Below are 1,786 nucleotides of genomic sequence, written 5' to 3'. Positions count from 1 at the left end.
TTGATATGATATAAAAGTTGTCAAAAGCAACCAAGTAGATCTTTGAAAACTGAACAAATTTTCGACAAATCAAATGTGTAGGGTCTCTTAACTAAGAGTTAAGAGCAAACATTTGCGAAGTCAATTCGCTAGTTTCAAAAAGTAACAAAACAATAAGAGCAATCAACTTTTTATATGAGAGTTTGATCCTGGCTCAGGATGAACGCTGGCGGCGTGCCTAATACATGCAAGTCGAACGCATTATCTTCACCGAGTGCTTGCACTCACCGAAGATAATGAGTGGCGAACGGGTGAGTAACACGTGGGTAACCTGCCCAAAAGAGGGGGATAACACTTGGAAACAGGTGCTAATACCGCATAATTTGTTAAACCGCATGGTTTGATAATGAAAGACGGCGTAAGCTGTCACTTTTGGATGGACCCGCGGCGTATTAGCTAGTTGGTGAGGTAAAGGCCCACCAAGGCAATGATACGTAGCCGACCTGAGAGGGTGATCGGCCACATTGGGACTGAGACACGGCCCAAACTCCTACGGGAGGCAGCAGTAGGGAATCTTCCACAATGGACGAAAGTCTGATGGAGCAACGCCGCGTGAGTGAAGAAGGTTTTCGGATCGTAAAGCTCTGTTGTTAGAGAAGAATGTAGGTAAGAGTAACTGTTTACCTAGTGACGGTATCTAACCAGAAAGCCACGGCTAACTACGTGCCAGCAGCCGCGGTAATACGTAGGTGGCAAGCGTTATCCGGATTTATTGGGCGTAAAGCGAACGCAGGCGGTTTTTTAAGTCTGATGTGAAAGCCTTCGGCTCAACCGAAGAAATGCATTGGAAACTGGATAACTTGAGTGCAGAAGAGGAGAGTGGAACACCATGTGTAGCGGTGAAATGCGTAGATATATGGTAGAACACCAGTGGCGAAAGCGGCTCTCTGGTCTGTAACTGACGCTGAGGTTCGAAAGCATGGGTAGCAAACAGGATTAGATACCCTGGTAGTCCATGCCGTAAACGATGAGTGCTAAGTGTTGGAGGGTTTCCGCCCTTCAGTGCTGCAGCTAACGCATTAAGCACTCCGCCTGGGGAGTACGACCGCAAGGTTGAAACTCAAAGGAATTGACGGGGGCCCGCACAAGCGGTGGAGCATGTGGTTTAATTCGAAGCAACGCGAAGAACCTTACCAGGTCTTGACATCTTCTGACAAACCTAGAGATAGGCCGTTCCCTTCGGGGACAGAATGACAGGTGGTGCATGGTTGTCGTCAGCTCGTGTCGTGAGATGTTGGGTTAAGTCCCGCAACGAGCGCAACCCTTATTATTAGTTGCCAGCATTTAGTTGGGCACTCTAATGAGACTGCCGGTGACAAACCGGAGGAAGGTGGGGATGACGTCAAATCATCATGCCCCTTATGACCTGGGCTACACACGTGCTACAATGGACGGTACAACGAGTTGCGAGACCGCGAGGTTAAGCTAATCTCTTAAAGCCGTTCTCAGTTCGGATTGTAGGCTGCAACTCGCCTACATGAAGTTGGAATCGCTAGTAATCGCGGATCAGAATGCCGCGGTGAATACGTTCCCGGGCCTTGTACACACCGCCCGTCACACCATGAGAGTTTGTAACACCCAAAGCCGGTGAGGTAACCTTTTAGGAGCCAGCCGTCTAAGGTGGGACAGATGATTAGGGTGAAGTCGTAACAAGGTAGCCGTAGGAGAACCTGCGGCTGGATCACCTCCTTTCTAAGGAATATTACGGAAACCTACACACTTGTCGAAAATTTGTTTAGTTTTGAGG

1 rRNA gene is annotated in these 1,786 nt (G+C 48.5%); it reads left to right on the top strand.

What is annotated here, in order from left to right:
* Nucleotides 1–170: 170 nt before the first annotated feature.
* Nucleotides 171–1,731 (top strand): 16S ribosomal RNA (locus tag AC1RPQ_RS07545).
* Nucleotides 1,732–1,786 lie beyond the last annotated feature (55 nt).

The organism is Dellaglioa sp. CoH-57-MRSF-21 (genome assembly GCF_056781915.1).
This window is presented reverse-complemented; position numbering and strand designations above follow the sequence as displayed.